Origin of the sequence: Crocosphaera watsonii WH 8501 (assembly GCF_000167195.1) — a bacterium.
Taxonomy (GTDB): Bacteria; Cyanobacteriota; Cyanobacteriia; order Cyanobacteriales; family Microcystaceae; genus Crocosphaera; species Crocosphaera watsonii.
Window position 1 is genome coordinate 286,583 of sequence record NZ_AADV02000003.1, and the last position, 21,780, is coordinate 308,362.

The following is a 21,780-nucleotide window of genomic DNA, read 5'->3' on the forward strand; positions in this document are numbered from 1 at the left end:
TAAACCCCATGTCTGCTCTCATGGAAAGGTCGAATCAGATGAGTAGGAACAAACTATTACCGCAAGGGACATGGGGGTGAGATGCAGTAAGAAGCTAATGCCCATTTGTAATGAATGTGGATATGCCGACGTACTGCGGTTTAATCAGAAGAAATAGTTGTCATTAGTAATAAAAATGGAAAAAGCGAGTATAACCAAGACTACGAATTCATGGAACACAATCAATTGGGCAAAAGTCCAAAGAAAGGTGTTTAAGTTACAAAAGCGAATATTTCAAGCAGTTAAATCGGGTAACAAAGTATTAGCAAGAAAGCTTCAAAAACTGTTATTCAAGTCCTACTATGCAAAGCTCTTAGCCATACGCCAAGTCACCAAAGAATCTTCCCTAACCTCCCTTACTAAAGGCGGTAGGAGAGATGTCAAGGGGGCAGAAATTTGCGCCATCAAAGATAGAGCAATGCAAGCCCTGGTTAAATTAGCCTTAGAGCCATATTGGGAAGCCCAATTTGAGGAAACATCTTATGGTTTTCGTCCAGGCAGAAGTGTCCATGATGCTATAGGTAGAATCTTACAAGTAATTGGGAACAAACCCAAGTATGTACTAGATGCTGATATAGCCGAATGGTTTGACAAGATTAACCATGATTACCTACTATCCAAAGTGGATTGTCCTTCAAACATCAAAAAAATCATCAAACAATGGTTAAAATCAGGTGTAATGGACAACGGTGTATTTGCAGAAACGGAAAGTACAACATCACAAAAAGATGTTATAAGTCCGTTACTAGCAAATATTGCATTACATGGAATGATGAAAGAAGTTAGAGATAATTTTCCCAACTCAATAACGAGAGAAGGGAAAGCCATAAATAACTTCCAACCAACCATCATAAGATATGCCCATAACTTTGTTATTTTTCATAGAGATTATGAAGTTATAAAACAATGCAAAATATTGATTAGAAAGTGTTTGAAAAAATTAGGTTTAGAAATCGAAACAGAAAAAACCAAAATATGTCATAGTCTGAATGAAATAGAGATAAACGATCAAAAAGTAGAACCTGGATTTGACTTTCTTGGATTCAATATCAGACAATATCCAGTGGAAAAACACCATTCTGGAAGACATTATTATTCGGGTAAAAAATTCGGATTTAAGACAATCATCAAACCATCAGAAAAATCAATAAAAAACCACTATAAAAAATTGAGGGACACAGTAGATAAATATAAAAAAGCCCCTCAATCCCGACTTATTATGGAATTAAACCCCATAATAAGAGGATGGTGTAATTATAACCGGGTAGTATGTTCTGGAAAAATTTTCAGTAAGATTGATCACTTACTATGGTGTAAACTTAGGGCTTGGACAGTGAACAGAACAGGCAAAGCTAACAAACAAAAATTAAGTAAATATTTTTCAGATGGAATACATGGTAAATGGACATTTCAGGATGGAGAATATTGCTTACTTAAACATGACAAAATTGAAATGAAACGTCATGTAATAGTAGAAAGCGATGCCTCACCCTATGACGGGAACTGGACATATTGGAGCAATAGAAAAATAAATTACCCAGAAACATTAACAAGAGTTACAGAACTTTTTAAGAAAGAGAAAGTATATGTAAACTCGGAGAAATGATGTAATGACTGTACCTATGACAAAGGCTGATTAAACTAGGAGCCGTATGAAGCGAAAGTTTCATGTACGGTTTTGAATGGGAGTTGTGACAGGTGACTATCACTTCGACCCCTAATAATGATGTTCGTTACACATGGGCTGTTGGTTTGTATCAACAAATGCGAGAAAATTTTTGGATTCCACAAAGGTTGGATATTACTCAAGATGTAACAGATTACGGGAATTTAACCGATGATGAACGGTATGCTTACGATGGTATTTTGTCTTATCTTACCTTTTTAGATTCCGTTCAAACTTGTAATATTCCTCATCTAAAAACTAGCATTACTGCCCCAGAGATTAGTCTTTGTATGGCAGAACAAATATCTCAAGAAGGAATGCACAACCAAAGTTATCAATATCTCATTGAAACAATTATTCCCCCTGAGAGAAGAACTCAAGTTTATGAATTTTGGCGTACTGATAAACTTTTAAGAGATCGCTGTGAGTTCATTGCTAAGTTGTATCAAAAGTACATTGATGATGCAACTACTGAGAACTATTTTATTGCATTGATGGCTGATTTTTTATTGGAAGGACTCTATTTTTATAATGGATTTATTTACTTCTATAATTTGGCCTCTCGGATGCTAATGCCAGGCTCTGCCGACATTTTTAAGATGATTAACCGCGATGAGTTAAGTCATGTCAGACTGTATCAAAAATTAATTCCAGAAGCGAGGAAAGTTTTTCCTCATTCCGTTGAACAAATTTATGAAATGTTCGATATGGCGGTTAATTATGAATGTCGCTGGACTAATCATATTGTGGGTAACAATATCCTGGGTATTACTGAGTCGAGTACAGAAAAATATACTAAGTATTTGGCTAATATTAGGTTACGATCTATTGGCTTAGAGCCTCTTTATCCTGAACCAAAATACAGTAAGAGTCCTTACACCCACTTAGAAAGGTTTTCTGATACCAAAAAAGCGGCACATACTAAAGCTAATTTCTTTGAAGCAACTGTTACCAGTTATGTCATGTCTTCTGGTTTAACGGGATGGGATGAAATTTAGTTTCTCTTAGATAGAACTTTTCTTTTGTAGGGTGGGCAAGGATGTTAAGTTTGTTATTATTTTAGACAGATTCTTGACTTGCCCACCTTCTTACTTTATCGATTTGATTAAATTCTATTTTTTCTTAACTTTTGCCAACTTACGTTTGAATCCTGTTCCAAAAGCTATGGCTGTCCCTGCTCCGAGAATAGTCAAAGGTTCTGGAACAGCATATAACTCAAGTTTTGCAAAAGATATAATTGCATCATTTTGATAAAACCAAGGAATTACATTGGTATCGGGATTATTAAAGGCACCAAGAATATCAGCAGAAGTAAATCCAAAATCAAGTAAATCAAACGTTATTGTTCCTGTAGTTCCTATGGAGGGAACACCAGATGAATCAGAAATCTTAAGTTGTTTTACTCCAGGAATTCCTGTACTGTCCGTAGTAATTAATGTATTTCTGGGGCTAAGAGTTAGCATTAATAAAGCTTTGTTTAAAGTTCCTCCATTAGGAAACTGAGAAAGATTTGGATCATTGGTAAAATCAAACGTCCAATGAGTTATTTCAGTTACCCCATCACCAAGTAATCTCAAAGCGGGATTTCGTGAATTAACAGTAATTGAAAAATCCCCATTAATTAATTCAGTCCTAGAAGTTGTAGGAGGACTAATAGAACCAGTAGCAGTAGCAGCAATAGAAATTGCTAAAGCTTTACAGGATAAGGCAGGATTCATAACTAAACTAGTTAAAGTCACAACAGAAACCATTAAAAATTTTTTCATTTTTAGCTTGTTAAGTATTTGGATATAATTATAGTTCATATAACATGAGGATTTGTTATAATACAAAATCCTCATGTTATACCCCCCTTTTAAATTGCATAGCTTACACTTGAAAACCCTCCTGCCTCTAGCAAAGCTACCCTCTGCATCTTCTCTTCTAGAAGATAAGATAGGTTTGAGAACGAGATTTAGTATAATCCCCAAAAACACTAAGTTAAAAGTTGAATGACTGTTTTATTACCTGCTATTATTCCTGTTGCCTTTATTATTATGATTGGGGTTATTGCTGGCAAAACTTTAACACTTCATAAAAAAACCCTATCCCAATTAAGTGTTTATATATTAGCCCCTGCATTAGTAGCTGACAGTTTATATACAACCACTATTTCAGTACAAAATGCAACCCGATTATTATTGGGAGTATTTATTGTTGCTTTTATTCTTTTTTTACTGGTTTATCTAACTAGCTATATACTTAAATTTCCTAGTATTACACGCAAAAGTTTAATTGCGACTAGCCTACATCCCAATAATGGTAATATGGGATTACCTTTGGTTGATTTTTCTTTAGGGGCAGAGGGGTTAGAAAGAGCGATTATTTATATGATTGGTTCCAGTATTTTATTATTTGGTATTGCACCAGCTATCCTAGCAGGAACCAGTTTTAAAAATAGTTTTAAAGTTACTTTAAAATCACCTTTGATCTGGGCAATGTTAGCAGGGCTAAGTTTAAGGTTACTACGAATAACTCTCCCTTTTAATTTAGGAGAAGCTTTACATTTGCTAGGTAGAGCAGCTATTCCCGTAGCTTTAATTATCCTGGGAATGGAATTGGTTAACACAAGTTTTAAAGTTACTAACTTTGAACTAATCTCTCTTAATTTTAGATTAGTGTTAGCTCCTTTAATTGCTTTATCTGTCGGTATGATTATTCAATTACCTCCCTTAGATTTACAAGTTTTTATCTTACAAAGTGCCATGCCAACTGCAGTGAATACTATACCCGGATTTTTCACAAATTAATTTGAAAGCCCAATCCAGAGATGAAAAATGATAATTTTTAGGACTAATAGAAATTTTGAATATAGATGAATAAAAAAATTGACTTTGATTATCCAAAAATTGAGTTTAAGAGGGAATAATTATATTAACTTTTGATTTTCTCCACGATAAATAAGACTAAATGAAAGTATCAGTCAGTCAACAACTTATGATAGATATCTTTTTCAAAAAACAACTTATTCTACTTATCCAGTATTAGGAATAGTTTTAATTCTTTTGTTAGCAATAGATAAAATATCTTGATAAGGACAAGCACCAGCTATAGCGATAATAATTCTTCTACAACTAATCTTTATTCTGGCTCCCAACTTAAGAAGATTTAGACGTATTCTTCCCACAGTTGCTTTAGCCAATGAAATTTTTTTTAAACAGTGTTGACGAAAAGCATTTATGAGAACATAAGCCCAGGAATGTATCCATAATCTTAGTTGATTACTTTGAAATGTTTGAGTTGAAGTTCTATCAGCTAACAAGTCTAATTGTTGTTCTTTAATCCGATTTTCCATCTCGCCTCTCGGACAGTATTTTTTTGTATAAAGTTTTGAGGGTGGACTTTTTGAAGCGGGCAAAGATGTCACCACCTGGCGCATTTTTAAGCCATTACTTCCATAACAAACTTTTGTCACTACTCTTCTTTGACAACTCCATGACTTTTCTGTTTTATAACGAATAGAGCGATACCAAGTAGAAATTGGTACTAATTTTTTAACTTCTTCTAAATCTTCTTTTTTCTGAAATAAACTATCCATTAATTCAGTTATTGGAGCTAGTTTTTTTTCATATTCATGTTTGGCTTTTTCAATTACATCATCCGCTCGTAACTTAAGAACGCCATTTGTTCCCATAGCTATAACATAATCAACTAAAGGCTGATTTTCACAAAAATAGAAGATTTCTTCACGGGCATAGGCACTATCACCCCTAACTAGGATATGAGTCTCTGACCATTTTTCTCTAATTAGTCCGATAATTCTTTGTAATTCGTCTAAGGCTCCATCGGCTGGATCTACATTAGATGAACGAAGTTTAGCAACTAATAAATGATGCCCACAGAAAATATATAAAGGAGCATAACATACTCCGTGATAATAACTATTAAAAAATGCCCCTTCTTGATTACCATGTACTTGGTCATCCGTGACATCCATATCTAATATAATACTTAAGGGAGGTTTTTTATAAGACTCTAAAAAAAAATTCGACAAAAGATTTTTCAATGGCTTCAAAGTTGGGTTCTATTTTATGATAACGACTCGTTTTTTGGTCGAGAATAGTCTCAGGACAATATTCCAATCTATTAATTGTACTTTTTCCAGCTAACCATCCCTTTTTATCTTCAAGTTCATTAAGCTTTTCTAAAGCGATCTTAAGGGCAGGATCGTGACGTAATTTATCATGATCATTGACATCTTCATAGCCTAAAATAATTCCATAAAGCCTTTGTGCTAATAACTCATGAACGGAATGATCTACATAAGATTGATGACGATGATCTTGAAAACAGTTACCAAACTTCTCCGTAATTCCCAGTTTTTTATCCAACTCAGCTATCCAGACAATCCCCGCATCTGAAGTGATTAGTCCCCCATCAAAATTAGCGATTATTTCTTTTCCTTTCTGTTTACTAAAGTTGATTACTTGACGAGGGGTTCGGGGATGACTGGGACTCATTAAATCAGTTTAAGGTAAATTGCTTTAATAATTAAATTATAGCATATTTTATTCTAACAATCTAGTACTATTAGAGATTTTATTAATAATTTTTTTGGAAAAATGAGTGATTGATTTATCTTTTCATCTTTGTCTAATTCGGGTTGATTTTAACTTAAAATCTGACAACAGACTGTTGGTTGGGGAAATCTGCGATCGCTCTGTTCAAACCCACTTCCTGTAAGGCTTCTGTGTTTGGCGATCGCAGATTTTGTGAGAAATTCGGGTATTGTTTTGTCTTCTTTAATAACTCTTTCTACTGCCGTCAAAGCTGATAATACCGCTATCAATCAACAGCTTGCTGAGCAAACAGGGGTCGGCATTTGCTCTGGTAACCGCCTTAATAATACCATGCGTCAAGGTTCTTTTCAAGGGCAAAATGGCTTTTTGAGTCCTGGAAATAATGCTGCTTCTTCCACTATGTATGGTTCTCAAACTGCGGTAGGAGAAGGTTTCAGAAACAATGTCACAAATACCATGGGGCAATTTAATACTCAACGACAAAATAGTGGTTTTGGATTTGGTAATAATGTTGGTATTTCTGAAATAGGAAGTGGCCAAACTGGTGCTGCAATCGGAGGTTTTAATTCAGTGGATAATTCTGGATTTCAGTTAAATAATCAAAGTCAACAGAGTCCTTTCGGATTCTAATTAAATCGGCAGGGATAACTAATAAACATATTATAATTCCCTGCTTTTTCTTTCATTTTACTTATTGGAAATCAAGAACATGAAAATAACCTCAAATTTCTTTCTACTGTTGGCAACTTTACTGATGTCAATCCCCCTAAATGGTCAAACTGCCCATGCAGGTTGCGCCATGACAGATGTTTCTTTACAACTTGCTATTAGAGGAGCATCTATACCGGTACAACAAAACAATAATGTAGAAATGCAAACCATGGGAAATTGTTGGGGAAATGCAACAACTAATACTTCTAGCCAAGTTTATACAGGTTCTGGAACAGTTAAACAAGGCCGCAATAGTTCTCATCTTGTGGGGGGTAGTCAACCCTTACCTTATGGGATTAATAGTCCAGTTATTAGGACACAAATTGGCGTTCCTGTTGATATTTATAGTCCAGCACACGACTCTACATTTATAAATAATACTATTGGGTCTGGGTTGTCTTTTTAAAGAAAGATTAAATAACCAAAAATCTAGGATTTAATATGACTAAAATCCTAGATAGCTACCTAAATATTGTCTCTAAGTACGTCTTTTATCTTGTTAGTGAGGATCCTAATTTATGTTTTTGATTCGTTCATATTTCATGTCTCTGAGTTTTCTAGTTTCTTTAAGTAGTTATTTACCTATAATGGCACAAGAATATCAGTCATTTGTTGGTACTTTTGATCCTAATAAACATTGTAATATTTATGAAGTTCGTAACCAAAGACAAGGTGCTGGATATGATAATCGAGCAACAGTTAATGATAAAATAATTACTGAGTCTCAACAGAGCAATAGTCAAGTATCTGGAGCTAATACAGGTTGGCAATCTCAATCAGTTGATTTAATCCGGCAGCAAGATTGTTCCGTTGTGATTCAATCAGAAGCTTATCGTTATGGCATCTATCAACAAAACCAAACCACTCGTTATGTAAATGATACTCAAATCAGGCAAAATTACTTAGGAAATTTATTAGCTTGGTAAGGTAAATAATCAGACTTTTAGTATTTTTTATGTCGTGGATTGAGGGTTTAATTGTCGCCTTAATCCTTTTCTTTTTTTTTATTATTTTAGTTAGAAGTTCAATTATGTTAAACAATAAAAATCTTAACCAGAGGGATAAATTAGCATCCTGTTGCCAACTTTATCAGGTTCGTTCCAATGGGAGAGAATACAAAAAAAATCTAGAAATAGCAGAAATATGGTAACTGCTCACCGCAACAAAAAAGTCTTATTGAAAAGCACTACAAACAACATCAGTTGAGTCAACAAAAATATAAGCCCTGTGATTTAGCGTAAAATTTAAGCTAATTTATTACGGCTATTTAAATGACTAACATTCCCAGAATCAAGTCTTTTAAAAACCTCAAATAAAAACAACAATATGAGAAAAAAAAAGAATAGTAAGATAGTTTTTTATTAGCGGAGATTATCCGCTAACCCTGTGTATTTTTGTGCAGAGAGATAGGGCGATCAAGAAAAATCTATCCCCCATCGGCTCCGGAGCCTTTTACATCTCTAATCCTGGGGGACTCCGACCAGCTAATGAAAATAATTCGCATAATTGGACAATGGCATTTTGCCCCTGTAATCTCATGGTCTCTAAAAAACTGAACATTTGGGTGACTAACTCTGCACCCCAGTCGCTTCTTGCTCCCCCACTTACTTTGCGATGAATGACAATGGGACGTAAAGCTCTCTCAGCATCATTATTATCTGGTTTGACTTCAGGATAAGTTAGAAAGGTGAACCACTCTTCCCAATGACGTTTGAGACGGTTAATCAATCTTTGTGCATCATAAGGCCATCCTTTTTTGGGAGTTGCTTTAAAAATCTTTTGCAGTGAGTTCTCGACTTCTGTTCTTTTGGAGCCTAAGTCTTCAAGGGTTAAATTTCGAGCATGATAATGACGATAATGGATACGGGCGGTTGCTAAAACTTGCTGTACATCGGCAGCAAATTCTCGATTCGCTTGAAAACGACTGGTTTTAAGGGACTCTAACTCTCGTTCTAAATGTGCCAGACATTTCTGTTTGGCCATCGCACTTTGTCTAAAGTAGGCACTATAGCAGTCACTGGTGAGGATGCCCTTAAAATCTGCTCCTAACAATTTCTCGACTTCTGCGGAGCTTCTAGTGGGAGCCAACATCAACACACAGACCTCATTTGATGTGGCTACCCAAACCCAATACTTGATGCCATCGATGCAATAACTGGTTTCGTCAACACATCGGATTCCTGGCTGCTGGATGTACTTTAACCACTGTTGGGTCAAGGGTTCTAAACTTTCTTGAAACCATTTGTGCATTTTGGCAAGGCTCCCTTGAGAAATGGGAATGCCAAAGACATACTCTATAAAATGTTCCTGTTTACGCCATGTAAGATTACCCCCATAGCCAAGCCAGCCCACGATGCTACTTAATCGCGCCCCATAACTGAATCCTTCTTTAACTCCCAATGGAACAGGACTGTAATCTGACCATCCACAACTAGGACATTTATAGAATCCGCGACGATATTCCCTGATTTCTATGGGTTGGTCTACTACTTCAGCCACTTGCTGGACTTTTTCGGGAACTACTTCATCTCGTTCCACTGAACCCCCACAAACAGGACAGTTTTCTAGTTCTAAAGTGACTATCTTATCGGGCTGACCAAAACCATTACGGGTCTTCCCTGGGTGGTCATATTTTGGTCCGCGTTTAAATCCTTTTTTGCGTTTCTTTTTGTCAGAAGGCTTTTTTAGTTGGTCTGATGATGGGGGGACTGAACTGTTTTTTGAGTTACGGTTTTTTAGCTTATCTCTCTCTTCTTTCAATTTTTCAATTTCTTGCTGTTGTGTAGAGATTTGTTGTTGTTGCTGGTCAATCAGTCTTTGTTGAAGAGATAACTGTTGTTGTGCCTTGACTAGCCACTCAATCATGAAGACATTGTTCGCCAACTGTTCATCGGCGATAGCTCTAACTAGCTTTGAATCAATGGTAGCATTTGTGGTCATAACCCCCACTATACATAAAAATCCCCGATTTTACCTTTATGTTGTCAAGACAGATTCTTTATTGCGGTGAGCAATTACCTATTCTCTTACTTATTTCTTTTCTAGCTATTATTGGAATGTATAGTTTTGTTAGGCTTAATGTTAATATTTTTATTCGTATATCAGTTATTTACAGCTTTATTACACTTGTTTTGTTTTGGTTGGATTTTGGTAAGTATGGTTTTAAATTTACATTAATTAAAAGAGTAAAAAAAATAGTGATAAATTAATTGAGATTATTGGTTGGATTATTTGTGCGATTATTTGGGTTATTCTTGTGGTTATTGGGGGGATAACTGGGGTGAGTATGATTATTAGTATGATTATTAGTATGATTATTGTGGTTATTATTTCTGGGATTATTGAGAAAATTATTGGGAGAACTATACAATCCTTGAAACCTTTGTTTCTGTTAATTATTCTGTGTTATCCTTTTATATCTGTTATTTATTTTGTTCATTATACTCTTATTGATTTGTTATTTTTGGGAGGGATACAAATCTTGCTATTTTGGTTAACTATCTTAGGAATAGGTGGGACAGTTTACTGGAGAGTAAAAACCCTTGACTATGAAGCGAAAAACCCGTTAAAAGGAATATTAGATAATACAATCAATAATTAGATGAAATATTTGAACTGTTAACTGATAACTGTTAACTGTTCACTGATAACCGTTCACTGATAACTGTTCACTGATAACTGTTCACGACCAACATTGATATACTATGCTTATAAATTGCTATTATATTGAGGGATAAATTTAGCCACTAATGCAACCTACCGACCCCGATCAGTTTACCGAACAAGCCTGGGATGCGATCGTAAAATCCCAAGAAGTCGCCCGACGCTTCAAAAATCAAAACTTAGAAGTTGAACACCTGGTTTTAGCCCTTCTAGAACAGGAAAAAGGCTTAACTTTGCGCATTTTAGAACGGGCTGAAATTGATGTCCCTCGGTTGCAGCAACAAGTGGAAACCTTTACCAACCGACAAGCTAAATTTGCCACCGTCGAGCAGCTATACTTAGGCCGAGGCTTAGATATTATGACCGATCGCGCCGAAGCATCCCGTCAGAGTTGGGATGATAAATACATTTCGGTGGAACATTTATGGGTTGGTTTTGCAGAAGATGAACGTATTGGACGAAAATGTTTACGCAGCTTTAACCTTGATCCTCAAGACTTAGAACAGGCCATAAAATCAGTAAGAGGCAGTCAAAAAGTCACCGAAAAAGATCAAGAAGATCGTTACGAAGCCTTAGAAAAATATGGTCAGGATCTCACCGAAGCGGCAAGAGAAGGTAAGTTAGATCCAGTCATTGGTAGAGATGAAGAGATACGCCGAGTAATTCAAGTTTTATCCCGTCGTTCCAAGAATAATCCCGTTTTAATTGGAGAACCCGGTGTGGGGAAAACTGCGATCGCCGAAGGTTTAGCACAAAGAATAATTAACGGAGATGTGCCAGAATCTCTCAAAAATAGGCAATTAATCTCCCTAGATATGGGTAGCTTAGTAGCAGGGGCAAAATTACGGGGACAGTTCGAGGAACGTTTACAGGCCGTGATGCGAGAAGTAACCAACTCCGATGGTCATATTATTCTCTTTATCGACGAACTGCACAACGTCGTAGGAACCGGTTCACGGGAAGGCAGTTCTATGGATGCAGGGAACCTCTTAAAACCCATGTTAGCACGGGGAGAATTGCGCTGTATCGGTGCAACCACCCTGGATGAGTACCGTAAGCACGTTGAGAAAGATCCTGCCCTAGAAAGGCGTTTTCAGCAGGTCTATGTTAAACAACCCTCCGTGGATGACACCATCTCTATTTTACGGGGACTCAAAGAACGTTACGAAGTGCATCACGGGGTGAAAATAACCGACTCTGCTTTAGTTGCTGCAGCCACCTTATCAAACCGTTATATTACTGATAGATTCCTCCCCGATAAAGCCATTGATTTAGTAGACGAAGCTGCTGCAAAATTAAAGATGGAAATCACTTCTAAACCAGTGGAATTAGAAGACGTAGATAGACGTTTGATGCAGCTACAAATGGAAAAATTATCCTTAGAAGGTGAAGAAGAAAGAGGAATGTTAGTTGTAGACAAATCCTCCAAAGAAAGATTAGAAAAAATTCAACAAGAAATTAAAGAATTAGAACAAATACATGAAAAATTAGGTAGTCAATGGCAATCTGAAAAACAGATGCTAGAAGAAATCAATTCTCTTAAAGAACAAGAAGAGCAATTACGTCATCAAATTGAACAGGCAGAAAGGGATTATGATCTTAACAAAGCTGCTCAGTTAAAGTATGGTGAATTGGAAGGTTTACAACGACAATTAGAAGCAAAAGAAACCCAATTAATTGATATTCAAGCCCAAGGAGAAACCCTATTAAGAGAACAAGTTACTGATTCCGATATTGCCGAAATAGTAGCAGGATGGTCTGGTATTCCTGTTAACCGTTTATTGGGTTCAGAAAGACAAAAATTATTAGACTTGGAAGGCCATTTACATCAGCAAGTAATCGGTCAAGAAGAGGCAGTTTCAGCCGTTGCAGCAGCCATTCGTCGCGCTAGGGCCGGAATGAAAGACCCTTCTCGTCCCATTGGTTCCTTTTTATTCATGGGACCAACGGGGGTAGGAAAGACTGAATTAGCGAGAGCGTTAGCTGCATTTCTCTTTGACTCCCAAGATGCCATGATTCGTATTGATATGTCCGAATATATGGAAAAAAACTCCATTTCTCGGTTAGTTGGTGCGCCTCCTGGATATATAGGTTACGATCAAGGGGGTCAACTATCAGAAGCGGTTCGCCGTCGTCCCTATTCTGTTGTCCTTTTAGATGAAGTAGAAAAGGCACATATAGACGTTTTTAACATTTTATTACAAGTGCTTGACGATGGACGCATTACCGATTCTCAGGGTCGTGTCGTGGATTTCTGTAACGCTATCATCGTTATGACCAGTAATATTGGTAGCGAATACATTTTAAATTTAGCAGGAGATGATGACAATTATGAAGCCATGCGTAAGAAAGTTTTACAAGCATTACGGAAGCATTTTCGTCCTGAATTTTTGAACCGTATTGATGATTTAATTATCTTCCATACCCTCAAGAAACAGCAATTAAGAAGTATTGTTACCCTGCAACTTAAACGTATTGAAAAGTTATTAGAAGATCAAGGTATTGGCATAGAATTGAGCGATGCTGCCCTTGATTATATTGTCAATTCTGGTTATGATCCTGTATATGGCGCAAGACCTTTAAAACGGGCGATTCAACGGGAATTAGAAAATCCCATTGCTACCAAAATATTAGAAACGACCTTTGCTTCTGGGGATACTGTTTTTATTAATTGTAAAGATAATAATTTGCTGTTTGATAAGGAAAAGAAAGATGAGGAGGTTCCTAATGTTGAGGTTGAGGTAGTTTAAAAATTTTTCTATTTCTCAAAATCGACAAACCTAAAAAACATACACATTATTAAATATGAAAATTAGAGAGGTTATTAAACTAATTGAAAATGATGGATGGTATTTAGTAAGAACAAGAGGAAGTCATCGTCAATTTAAACATCCTAGTAAATCTGGATTAGTAACTATTCCAGGTAAGCTATCAGACGATATTGCTATTGGAACATTAAAAAATATCTTGAAACAAGCACAGTTAAATTTAGATACAAACTAAGGAGGTTAAAACTATGCGTTATGCTATTATTATTGAAAAAGCTAAAGGTAATTATTCAGCTTATGTGCCTGATTTACCTGGTTGTATTACCACAGGAAATACCATAGAGGAAATAGAAAAAAATATGAAAGAAGCAATTGATTTTCATTTAGATGGGTTAAGAGAAGAAGGTTTACCTATTCCTGAACCAACAACTTATTGTGATTATATTGAAGCATCTTAATTATTAATTATAAGGTGGGCAGTGCATCGCCCTACTAAGATTTATTATTCTTATTTTTAATATCTTCATAATTTCATACATATTAGTATATCTCAATCACTCTAGTTTAAGTAAATTGGTGTAATTACATAAAAATTTCTAAATTTGTTAGTTGCTCATGAGTATAATTTCGTAAAGTTATCCATATTCAATAAAATCATTAAATCAATAAACTTCCAAAATTCATCAATTTTTTGGCTTCTGAAAGTGTTATTTTTCGTTTACCTTGTAACACATCTAAAACAACTTTCTCACTATCAAATATCTCTAAAAAATATTGAGGAGATAGATTATCTTCTTCTATTAAAGCTTTAAGTAACTCAACCCCTTCTAATTTTGGAATAGGTTCAGAATTTTCTTCATACTCATAAATTAACATTCCTAATACTCTTAAATATTCTCTATCTTCTGGTTGGGTGATTTCCGAGAAAGCTTTTCCCATAGGGGGTAATCGCTTGGACTAAAGGCTTTCAAGAAATAAAAGGAACAGAGAGTTAGCAGATCTTGGTACACAACTTTAAAATTTCATAATTGGCTTGTCTGAAAAAACAGAAGAAATAGATTAAAATGAAGAGGTAAAAAGATTAGAGAGAGTAAATTGAAGCTAAAACAGACAAATCATCCCTTAACCCCGTCGATGGTCGATGATTTACGTTTAGCAGCCTCAAAAATGACGGGAGCAGAGCGTCGTTCATTTCAAGCTGAAATGTGTCTCAAGTATTGTGGAGGAAGTGCCAGACAAACCGAAATCGTGTTTGGTTGGGGGAGAAAAAATGTTCAACTTGGATTACATGAAAAACGAACTGGGATAGTGTGTTTAGGATTACAATCAGTCAATAGTGGATGTAAAAAATGGGAGGAAAGATACCCAATAGTTGCCCAATCATTGAAAGAAATAGCCGAAGCTCACGCACAACAAAACCCCACATTTAATAACCCCATTGCCTATACAAGATTAACGGCGGCTGAAGCCATTAAACAATTAAGAAATCTAGGATATAATGGAGAGGAGGTTCCTGCTGCTTCGACAATGGCAGATATTTTAAATCGTTTGGGCTATCGATCAAGAAAAGTGGTAAAAGCTAAACCTAAAAAAAAATCTCGGAGACGGACGCTATCTTCGAGAATATAGAGAAAAAAGATAGAAAAAAAGACCCTTCTGTGAAACGTTTAAGTATGGATTGTAAAGCAACTGTGGAAATAGGAGAATATTCACGTGGCGGACAAACCAGAGGTTATAATCAAGCTCAAGATCATGATATGGGAACTAAAGAAAAATACGTTCCTTGTGGGATTGTAGATGAAGATACAGGGCAACTTTATGTAACTTTTGGAAGTTCTTATAAAACGAGTGATTTCATGGTAGATAACTTGGAGCAATGGTGGACAAGTCTGAGTATAACTGAAAAGCAGCAACTAGAGAACATCCAAATTAAAGTTGATAATGGAGCAGAAAATAGTGGAATAAGAAGGCAATTTTTGAAGAGAATGGTAGAGTTTGCCGACCAAACTAAGAAATCTATTCAATTACTATATTTTCCTCCTTATCACAGTAAATATAATCCCATAGAAAGATGTTGGGGAATTTTAGAGAGGCATTGGAAAGGAACACTTCTGAGAAATGCTCAAACGATGTTAGCTTGGGTAAAAACTATGACATGGAAAGGCTTAAATCCGATAGTTAAGTTAAGTAAAAAAGTTTATCAAAAAGGCATTTCTTTAACGAAAAAAGAGATGAAGGAAATTGAGAAACGTTTAGAACGTAATCCTCACTTACCTAAATGGGATATTTTGATTAGACCCAGTTAGTCTAAAAAGTTAATAAGAGTGTAAAATTAAGTGAATTTCCTTTTTAAAAATAGTCAAAGCTAATTTAAAAGTTAGCGTATTTCTTTCTTTTAGATAGGGAGGTTTTTGTTCGCGGAAAGTATCCGCGAACAACTTTTTATTTTTCCCTTTTCGCTTATTTGAGATGTTCTACAAACAGATTCTGAGAATGGGTGGGAAACTTTTTCTTGGAAATCACCTTATAGCCAACCTTATGGTAATGGGAGCGCTCCTGCACCTGTTCCGGCTTACCCCCCTTCTGTTCAATCACCTAACACTTATCCAACGGTAAATTCTAATCCTAATTTCCCCAATACACCCAATCAGAACCAACCTACTGAGAACTATGGAATTCAACCGCCTCAAGTTGATCAATATGGAAATGTAACAAATTAATGCTAAAATAATCCTAATTAGTGTAGGACTTTAACTGAATACCTTGTAAATTCCCCTACTAGAAGTAAGGAAAGGTAAACACTCTTATTGATGATATAGAAAAGGGATATAAATTGCTTGCTGTGTCTAAGTTTTATGAGAGTTTGCTGCCAATAAGTCCCACCCAGTCGTATTCATGGGATTGTCAACAAGAATATAATGATTATCTTCATCTAAGACTTTGGGCCCGTACCTAATTATAGCCTTTCTTAGAATCATGGGGTAAATCTGCTGTTTGCCTCAGATCAATCACTTTTGTACCTAACAATACCCGAGAGCATTCCTAAGGGATAGAATAGATTAAGTCACGTAAGAATAGTCCCGCATTTCTCACAAATTCTGCGATCGCTAAACTTCAAACCATTATGTAGTCTGAGTTTAACCTTGATTTGAGGGACGAGTAAAAAATAACAGTGTGCCATTTTAAGCGATCGCTTGAAAAATAAGCCACATCTAACCTCTAGCTGATTACTGATCAGTTTGTGAGAAATGCGGGTAGTGAGTTTTGCAATTTGCCCGATTCCTCCATGATCTAGATTTGCAATAGTTATATAGAATGAAAATGTCGACTAATCCCCAAAAACTTATCATTGCTAAAGACATACCAATCATGCTATTCGCTGGGGAATTTCAAGGGACTTTACTGCAAGGAGTCGCGGCCGCTGTTCTGTTGATGCCCAATGGTAGAAGATACACCGTTAGTCAATTAGTATCTGTTAATCATAAAGACGAGGCAGAATATACCGCCCTAATTATTGGTTTAAAAAAAGCAAACCAATTACGATTAAAGACTCTAGTGCAGCTTGGCGAAAGTAATCCACCAGATTTTTACAGAAACTTTCGTGACTAGCCACGACAATGTGTTTCAATGAAACTAACGGAAGAATCTCGAAGTTGATGTCCATGATAAAAGCATTGCCAATTAACCTCTCCAACCTACAGAAAACAGTACTCCAACAAATAGTGAGAGGGACAACAAACCCCTATCGCCTTGTTAGACGAGCCAAGCTAATCTTAGCCGCAGCATCAGGAGAGAGCAATAGTTCGATTAGTCGAAGATTAGAATTAGACCGAGTACAAGTGCGTCAGTGGCGATCGCGATGGTTTGAGGAGAGAGAAAAACTGAGTGCCGCCGAAGAACAACAGGTAACGGAGAAAGCATTAATGGTCTTGATCAAAGGAATTTTAAGCGATCGCCCAAGACCTGGAACAACAAAATCCTTTACGGTCGAACAAGTAGTCCAGATTGTAGCGATCGCTTGTGAAGAATGTGAAAAATCAGACAGACCAGTGAGCCATTGGACACCTTCAGAGTTGGCGGATGAAGCCATAAAAAGAGGAATTGTCGAAAAGATTTCCCCCCGTAGTGTGGGGCGTTTTTTAAAAAGAAGCGACATTACAACCACATCTCGTTCGTTACTGGTTAAATGCCAAAATTGATGATCCCTTAAAATTTAAAAAGCAAGTCAAATATATCTGTGAACTTCATCAAGAAGCTAAAACTTTGTTAGAACAAGGAATTCATTTAATTAGTACAGATGAAATGACAGGAATTCAAGCTCTTGAGAGATTATTTCCGAACAAAAGAATCAAGCCTAAACAAGTAGAAAAAATCGAATTTGAATATGAAAGACACGGAACTTTAAGCTTGATTGCGAACTGGGATGTGGCAAGAGGAAAAGTTGTTAGTCCCTCTATTGGACCGACAAGAACAGAACAAGATTTTTCTGAACATATCCAGAGAATGATTAAGTTTGATGAAAAAGCAGAATGGATTTTTATTGTAGATCAACTCAACACTCATAAATCGGAAAGCTTAGTCAAATTAGTAGCAGAAAGCTGTGGAATTACTATTGATTTGGGGAGAAAAGGAAAGGAGGGGATTTTGCAATCTATGGACAGCAGAGCAGATTTTTTATCAGATGAATCTCATCGAATTCGCTTTGTTTATATTCCCAAACATACATCGTGGCTTAATCAAATTGAGTGTTGGTTTTCGATCTTAGTCCGGCGTTTACTCAAAAGAATTACTGTCCGTTCAACTGAAGAACTATCCCAAAAAATTCTCAATTTTATTGATTACTTTAATCAACATTTTGCTAAGCCGTTCGTTGGGAAATTTAAGGGCTTTAAAGATCATAAGTGACTGGTGGATTATTTTTGCTAAGCTGCACTAGCTATCAAAGGAGATAGTGATCGGGTGTTCAATCAAGTCAATGGCTTAACCCCCGTCACAGAAGAAAGGTTAAAAAAATTGTATCGTGTAGCGATTAAGTCCATCAGAACGTTTGAAAAAATTTCCTTAGAATGGATATCCCCAGAACAAAACCGCCCGGCGTTATCAGCCGTTAAACGTTGTATGAAAGATGCCTTGGGTAGAGAAAAAAAGGCATCTTCTTTATCGTCCCAATCCCCCTTACGATACCCTGCTATGTTGAGTTTAATTGAAAAGGGAGAACAGGCCACAGAGGAAGATTATGGCAAACTCACAGAGGAAGAAGACGAATGGACACATAAATCTCTCTCAGAATTAAGGACTTTGATTCCATTGGAAATTAGGGATTTGATTGCTCTACAATGGCAAGGAGATGAAAATAATTTAGCCCAGATGTATCGTTGGCATTTAAGGGGACTTCCTCCCACCATGGCCTGTCGCAAAGTGAATCTTGATCAAAAAAGCGAGCAAGCAACTAAGACAAAACTTCCCTGGGAAGAAGCCCTAAATTTACCCCAGCCATTGTTAGGGGACTCTAACCAAACAGCAGATCCTTTAATGTCTTTACTCTCAGAATTAGATATTTCTGAAGCAGAGGTTTAAGAAGACTCTTTAGGTTTCCCTCAATCTGAGTCAGAAGAACCTATATTGTTTGAAACCCTGATCATAGAGGATCTCCAGGGAGAGGAATCTGTATTATATGAGACAGATTTTTCATCCTCAACCACTCATCTAGCTTTCAATGAAGAGTCTCATTTATCATTTGATAAAGAAAACATGGACTTAGAGGCAGATGGTCTCAAAGATGGGTTAACATCAGAGTCAAGTGTAATTGATATTCTGAAAGTGATTGAGAGTCTCAGCCCTGAAGAACAAACTACCTTAGCTCAGGAATTAGTGAAAATTCCCGACATGGTTAATCTTATTCTCAAAGCGATCGCTGAAAATGTTTCTAGAGGTCATGGGGAACCAGAATAGATTCTTCTATTTACTGAAGATTAAGGTTTACAATCGTGGAAAATGTCATGTATTTAGACGAACAATTAGAAATTCTCATTAATGAAGCTCCTGAACATGGTGTACCTATTCCTGTGATGGAAAAGGCCGTTGCTCCAACCTTAAAATTTTTTGCGAGTCAGCTCCAACACGAGAAATATTATGTTTTACACGGACAAAATCGTTCCTGGTTAGTGACAACCTTAAGTAACAGAAAAAACCCCAAAGAAGAAAAACGGGTTATTTATGCCTTTTCTACTAAAAAAGATGCGGAAACATTTCAAGGAATTATTAACCCCGAAATTCGCATTATTTCTGTTCCTGTAACTCATTTACTGTTTCAGCTTTTTTCGGTAGAATCCATTGATAGTCTTATTTTTCGAGAATTTCCTGGAGACAAACAGCAGCAAATAGAAATTGCTCGTCCCAAACTGCAAAATATTATTCAGCAACAATTACGTCGTTTGAAGTTAAACCCACCTAAAACCAAGAATATTCCCCCTAATCTTGCCTAAGTTTATTTGTATTTTTGTCTATGTTACACTCCCGTCCTTCATCAACTGTATTGAACCATTATAGTGCTTATTGCTGTCCCGTCTGTCATCATGGGGAAATCTCTACATTACCCTTGATGGAGGCTTTTTCCTGTAATTTTTGTGGTCATATTTTTACGGCTAACTTGGATAAACAAGCCATTACCATTGTTGATAGTCAACTGCCTTTAACTTGGCATTGGACCGGTAAACGCTGGAAAAATGCTCGTTCTTTTAAACTGTTTCAATGGAGTTATGGTTTCTTGGCTTTGGGTTTTGTCAGCTTGCCGACATTACTGGTTGCGGCTGGGGCTTATTTATTCCCAGTGTTACCTGATAGTTCTCTGGCTTGGTTTCCTTGGTTTTGGGTAGGGTTTACTTTTTTCTGTCATTTCAGTTGTTTATTTTGGTTATTCCTAGAATATTATCAGTTTCCTTTGTCGTTATATTTTGAAGCATTAAGAAATAATTTATCATCTCGTATGTTGAGGCGAACTATCAGCTAGAAAGACGGATATTTCAGAAGCCCCAACTAACCTATAGGTTAGTTGGGGCTTTTTAATTGATCTAGGCTAAAACGGGGACAGGAATGTTGAGATGAGGATAGAGAGGAAAGCGATCGCATAAAGCCTTGACTCGGTTTAAACAATCTTGCTTAACCCCTTCATCGTTACGATTGAGTAAACAATCAGCAATAATGTTACCAATTTCGGCAAAATCATCTACCCCTAACCCTCTGGTAGTCATGGCAGGAGATCCCAACCGGAGACCACTGGTGACAAAGGGAGACTCTGGATCGAAAGGAACCGTATTCTTATTAGCTGTAATATTGATTTCACTCACTAACTTATCTGCTTCCTTTCCAGTCATGTCAATGCAGCGCAGATCCACTAACATCAAATGGTTATCCGTGCCACCAGAAACCAGCTTAAAGCCTCGTTGGGTCAATTGATTAGCTAGGGATTGAGCATTCGCAATTACCTCTCCAGAATACACCTTAAACTCAGGCTTAAGGGCTTCTCCAAAGGCCACTGCTTTAGCTGCAATTACCTGTTCCAATGGACCCCCTTGAGTGCCAGGAAAAACGGACTTATCAAACTTTTTGCCCAACTCAGGGTCATTGGTCATAATTAAACCACCTCTGGGACCCCGTAAGGTTTTGTGTGTAGTGGTGGTTACCACATCACAATAGGGTAAAGGGTTAGGATGATGACCACTGGCCACTAAACCGGCGATGTGAGCGATATCTGCCATGAGATAGGCTCCCACTTCATCGGCGATGGCCCGAAACTTATCAAACTCAATAATTCTGGGATAAGCAGAGAACCCACAAATCAATAATTTGGGTTTTTCTTTCTTAGCTAGTTCTAAAATAGCGTCGTAGTCTAATCTTTCTGTCTCAGCACTCACCCCATAATGGCATACTTCAAACCATTTCCCCGAAACGTTGACAGGGGAGCCGTGGGTTAAATGGCCACCGTGGGAGAGATCCATGCCCATAATCTTATCCCCCGGTTTGAGGAGGGTCAAGAAAACAGCAAAATTGGCTTGGGCCCCTGAATGGGGTTGTACATTCGCGTGTGCTGCTCCAAATAATTCTTTGACGCGATCGATGGCTAATTGCTCTGCTTGATCAACCCATTCACAACCACCATAGTAGCGTTTCTTGGGTAATCCTTCTGCATATTTGTTGGTTAACACCGAACCTTGAGCAGCTAAGACGGCCGCAGAGGTGAAATTTTCACTGGCGATTAATTCTAAATGTTCCCGTTGCCGTTGTAATTCCCCTTGTATCATAGCAGCAAGGGTTGGATCGGTCTGGGCTAAAAAATCTAGGTTGGTATCAGTCACTGTTATTCAATCCTTTCGTT

21 protein-coding genes and 2 pseudogenes are annotated in these 21,780 nt (G+C 36.9%); 18 read left to right on the forward strand and 5 right to left on the reverse strand.

All coding sequences use genetic code 11. The features are described from left to right. The first annotated feature begins 175 nt into the window (after window positions 1–175). Together CWATDRAFT_RS08420 and CWATDRAFT_RS08425 are read left to right on the forward strand one after the other, a co-directional pair. Window positions 176–1,645: a reverse transcriptase domain-containing protein gene (locus CWATDRAFT_RS08420; RefSeq protein WP_007304609.1), complete on the forward strand. Its 1,470-nt coding sequence runs from the start codon at window positions 176–178 to the stop codon at window positions 1,643–1,645. Window positions 1,646–1,737: 92 nt separating this feature from the next. Then, entirely contained in the window at window positions 1,738–2,703 is a 966-nt protein-coding gene (locus CWATDRAFT_RS08425; protein ID WP_007304610.1) for a ribonucleotide-diphosphate reductase subunit beta, read from the forward strand. 114 nt (window positions 2,704–2,817) lie between these two features. On the opposite strand, the gene CWATDRAFT_RS08430 is transcribed toward CWATDRAFT_RS08425, so the two are convergent. Then, the gene (locus CWATDRAFT_RS08430; protein WP_007304611.1) at window positions 2,818–3,546 is read right to left on the reverse strand and encodes a PEP-CTERM sorting domain-containing protein; all 729 of its coding nucleotides are present in this window, start codon (window positions 3,544–3,546) and stop codon (window positions 2,818–2,820) included. Between the two features lie 150 nt (window positions 3,547–3,696). Here CWATDRAFT_RS08430 and CWATDRAFT_RS08435 point away from each other — a divergent pair, with 150 nt between their 5' ends. Continuing rightward, window positions 3,697–4,494 (forward strand): AEC family transporter, encoded by a 798-nt coding sequence (locus CWATDRAFT_RS08435; RefSeq protein WP_007304612.1) that lies wholly within the window; start codon window positions 3,697–3,699, stop codon window positions 4,492–4,494. Between the two features lie 224 nt (window positions 4,495–4,718). Here the strand turns inward: CWATDRAFT_RS08435 and CWATDRAFT_RS35610 are convergent. Further along, window positions 4,719–6,204, reverse strand: a pseudogene (locus CWATDRAFT_RS35610) (IS1380-like element ISCwa5 family transposase). Between the two features lie 252 nt (window positions 6,205–6,456). Here CWATDRAFT_RS35610 and CWATDRAFT_RS08450 point away from each other — a divergent pair. The 3 genes from CWATDRAFT_RS08450 to CWATDRAFT_RS08460 all read left to right on the forward strand — a co-directional run bounded on the left by CWATDRAFT_RS08450 (window position 6,457) and on the right by CWATDRAFT_RS08460 (window position 7,901). Further along, window positions 6,457–6,894, forward strand: coding sequence for a hypothetical protein (locus CWATDRAFT_RS08450; RefSeq protein ID WP_232287041.1), 438 nt, complete (start codon window positions 6,457–6,459; stop codon window positions 6,892–6,894). A 124-nt stretch (window positions 6,895–7,018) separates the two neighbouring features. Further along, window positions 7,019–7,381, forward strand: coding sequence for a hypothetical protein (locus tag CWATDRAFT_RS08455; protein ID WP_007311632.1), 363 nt, complete (start codon window positions 7,019–7,021; stop codon window positions 7,379–7,381). Between the two features lie 112 nt (window positions 7,382–7,493). After that, the gene (locus CWATDRAFT_RS08460) at window positions 7,494–7,901 is read left to right on the forward strand and encodes a hypothetical protein (protein WP_007304617.1); all 408 of its coding nucleotides are present in this window, start codon (window positions 7,494–7,496) and stop codon (window positions 7,899–7,901) included. A 526-nt stretch (window positions 7,902–8,427) separates the two neighbouring features. Here CWATDRAFT_RS08460 and CWATDRAFT_RS08470 read toward each other — a convergent pair. Continuing rightward, window positions 8,428–9,924 (reverse strand): IS66-like element ISCwa4 family transposase, encoded by a 1,497-nt coding sequence (locus CWATDRAFT_RS08470; protein ID WP_007304618.1) that lies wholly within the window; start codon window positions 9,922–9,924, stop codon window positions 8,428–8,430. 337 nt (window positions 9,925–10,261) lie between these two features. Here CWATDRAFT_RS08470 and CWATDRAFT_RS08475 point away from each other — a divergent pair, with 337 nt between their 5' ends. The 4 genes from CWATDRAFT_RS08475 (at window position 10,262) to CWATDRAFT_RS08490 (ending at window position 13,864) form a co-directional block, all read left to right on the forward strand. Continuing rightward, the gene (locus CWATDRAFT_RS08475) at window positions 10,262–10,576 is read left to right on the forward strand and encodes a hypothetical protein (protein ID WP_157134057.1); all 315 of its coding nucleotides are present in this window, start codon (window positions 10,262–10,264) and stop codon (window positions 10,574–10,576) included. Window positions 10,577–10,724: 148 nt separating this feature from the next. Then, entirely contained in the window at window positions 10,725–13,388 is a 2,664-nt protein-coding gene (clpB, locus tag CWATDRAFT_RS08480) for an ATP-dependent chaperone ClpB (protein ID WP_007304620.1), read from the forward strand. 55 nt (window positions 13,389–13,443) lie between these two features. Beyond that, a complete protein-coding gene (locus tag CWATDRAFT_RS08485) occupies window positions 13,444–13,641 on the forward strand; it encodes a type II toxin-antitoxin system HicA family toxin (protein ID WP_007304621.1) in 198 nt (65 codons plus the stop codon). Window positions 13,642–13,654: 13 nt separating this feature from the next. Next, entirely contained in the window at window positions 13,655–13,864 is a 210-nt protein-coding gene (locus tag CWATDRAFT_RS08490; RefSeq protein ID WP_007304622.1) for a type II toxin-antitoxin system HicB family antitoxin, read from the forward strand. A 199-nt stretch (window positions 13,865–14,063) separates the two neighbouring features. On the opposite strand, the gene CWATDRAFT_RS08495 is transcribed toward CWATDRAFT_RS08490, so the two are convergent. After that, on the reverse strand, window positions 14,064–14,345 hold the full coding sequence (locus tag CWATDRAFT_RS08495) for a hypothetical protein (protein WP_007304623.1): 282 nt from the start codon (window positions 14,343–14,345) through the stop codon (window positions 14,064–14,066). A gap of 264 nt (window positions 14,346–14,609) precedes the next feature. Here CWATDRAFT_RS08495 and CWATDRAFT_RS39545 point away from each other — a divergent pair. The 8 genes and pseudogenes from CWATDRAFT_RS39545 to CWATDRAFT_RS08535 all read left to right on the forward strand — a co-directional run bounded on the left by CWATDRAFT_RS39545 (window position 14,610) and on the right by CWATDRAFT_RS08535 (window position 20,415). Further along, a pseudogene (locus CWATDRAFT_RS39545) lies at window positions 14,610–15,712 on the forward strand (ISAzo13 family transposase). A 1,009-nt stretch (window positions 15,713–16,721) separates the two neighbouring features. Beyond that, a complete protein-coding gene (locus tag CWATDRAFT_RS08510; RefSeq protein WP_007304626.1) occupies window positions 16,722–17,015 on the forward strand; it encodes a reverse transcriptase-like protein in 294 nt (97 codons plus the stop codon). A gap of 8 nt (window positions 17,016–17,023) precedes the next feature. Next, window positions 17,024–17,605: a helix-turn-helix domain-containing protein gene (locus CWATDRAFT_RS08515; protein ID WP_007303150.1), complete on the forward strand. Its 582-nt coding sequence runs from the start codon at window positions 17,024–17,026 to the stop codon at window positions 17,603–17,605. Window positions 17,606–17,669: 64 nt separating this feature from the next. After that, window positions 17,670–18,311, forward strand: coding sequence for a transposase (locus CWATDRAFT_RS08520; protein ID WP_007304627.1), 642 nt, complete (start codon window positions 17,670–17,672; stop codon window positions 18,309–18,311). Window positions 18,312–18,365: 54 nt separating this feature from the next. Next, on the forward strand, window positions 18,366–18,983 hold the full coding sequence (locus CWATDRAFT_RS39550; RefSeq protein ID WP_007304628.1) for a reverse transcriptase-like protein: 618 nt from the start codon (window positions 18,366–18,368) through the stop codon (window positions 18,981–18,983). Window positions 18,984–19,028: 45 nt separating this feature from the next. Beyond that, the gene (locus tag CWATDRAFT_RS39555) at window positions 19,029–19,358 is read left to right on the forward strand and encodes a hypothetical protein (RefSeq protein WP_007304629.1); all 330 of its coding nucleotides are present in this window, start codon (window positions 19,029–19,031) and stop codon (window positions 19,356–19,358) included. Window positions 19,359–19,405: 47 nt separating this feature from the next. Further along, the gene (locus tag CWATDRAFT_RS38385; RefSeq protein WP_007310016.1) at window positions 19,406–19,891 is read left to right on the forward strand and encodes a hypothetical protein; all 486 of its coding nucleotides are present in this window, start codon (window positions 19,406–19,408) and stop codon (window positions 19,889–19,891) included. 20 nt (window positions 19,892–19,911) lie between these two features. Next, a complete protein-coding gene (locus CWATDRAFT_RS08535) occupies window positions 19,912–20,415 on the forward strand; it encodes a hypothetical protein (protein WP_007304631.1) in 504 nt (167 codons plus the stop codon). 61 nt (window positions 20,416–20,476) lie between these two features. Here the strand turns inward: CWATDRAFT_RS08535 and glyA are convergent, their stop codons facing one another. Beyond that, window positions 20,477–21,760, reverse strand: a complete 1,284-nt coding sequence (glyA, locus tag CWATDRAFT_RS08540) for a serine hydroxymethyltransferase (protein WP_007304632.1) — start codon at window positions 21,758–21,760, stop codon at window positions 20,477–20,479. Window positions 21,761–21,780: the final 20 nt, after the last annotated feature.